Source organism: Oleiphilus sp. HI0123 (genome assembly GCF_001635315.1).
The window spans coordinates 1-1,071 of record NZ_LWGE01000400.1 but is presented as its reverse complement, the minus strand read 5'-3'; the positions used below and the strand labels follow the sequence as shown (position 1 = coordinate 1,071).

Below are 1,071 nucleotides of genomic sequence, written 5' to 3'. Positions count from 1 at the left end.
TAGTCAGTTGTAGCGATAGTCGGCTTTATTACAAAATATCCCTAATGCTACAAAATCAGAAAAAGTCTTACAAATGAAGGAATTCCGAAGCGTGAACTGAGACAACAAAAAGAAAAAGAGCGTTCAAAAAACGCTATCAAATCGAAGAAAAATGACGAAAAGTTTAAAATCAGAATATGCGATTAAGACCATTTAGTGCCGCAACACGATATGCTTCTGCCATAGTTGGGTAGTTAAATGTGGTATTAATGAAGTAATCTAGGGTATTTGCATCACCTTCCTGATTCATAATCGCCTGACCGATGTGTACGATTTCGGCCGCCTGATCTCCAAAGCAATGGATTCCCAATATTTTTTTGGTCTCACGATGGAACAATATTTTAAGCATTCCGACCGCTTCACCGGTAATCTGAGCTCTAGCCAAGTCTTTGAAAAATGCCTGCCCTACTTCATAAGGAACTTTGGCTTCCGTAAGCTCCTTTTCATTCTTACCGACAGAGCTAATTTCTGGGATCGTATAGATACCGGTAGGTACATCATTAATAAACCTGAAGTAACTATCGTTAAGCAAAGCGGATGAAGCAGAGCGACCTTGATCGTAAGCAGCGCTAGCAAGTGCTGGCCAACCAATCACATCACCTACAGCATAGATATTCTCTACATCTGTTCGATAGTGGTCGTCAATTGAAAGCTGACCGCGTGAGTTTGCTTCAAGACCTATATTTTCTAGCCCAAGATTTTGGGTATTGCCGCTGCGACCATTACACCAAAGAAAAGCATCAGCTTTGATCTTTTTGCCCGACTCGAAAGTAACCTCTACACCGTAATCGGTACCGACAACTGTCTCGTAGGTTTCGTTGTGTCGGACAAGAACACCATTGTTTCGAAGGTGATAGCTAAGCGCATCAGAAATCTCATCATCAAGGAATGATAGTAATTTCTCGCCAGGATTAATCAGGTCGACTTTCACACCTAAACCTGAAAAAATTGATGCATACTCGGAGCCAATAACACCGGCACCATAAATAACCATAGTGCGTGGAGTATGGCTAAGCTGCAATACCGAATCAC

1 protein-coding gene is annotated in these 1,071 nt (G+C 41.7%); it reads right to left on the bottom strand.

Going from position 1 to position 1,071, the window contains the following annotated elements; translation table 11 throughout:
• Positions 1-169: 169 nt before the first annotated feature.
• Positions 170-1,071, bottom strand: a 902-nt coding sequence (gene sthA, locus A3761_RS03790; RefSeq protein WP_068749843.1) for a Si-specific NAD(P)(+) transhydrogenase, incomplete at its 5' end; no start/stop codon positions are given.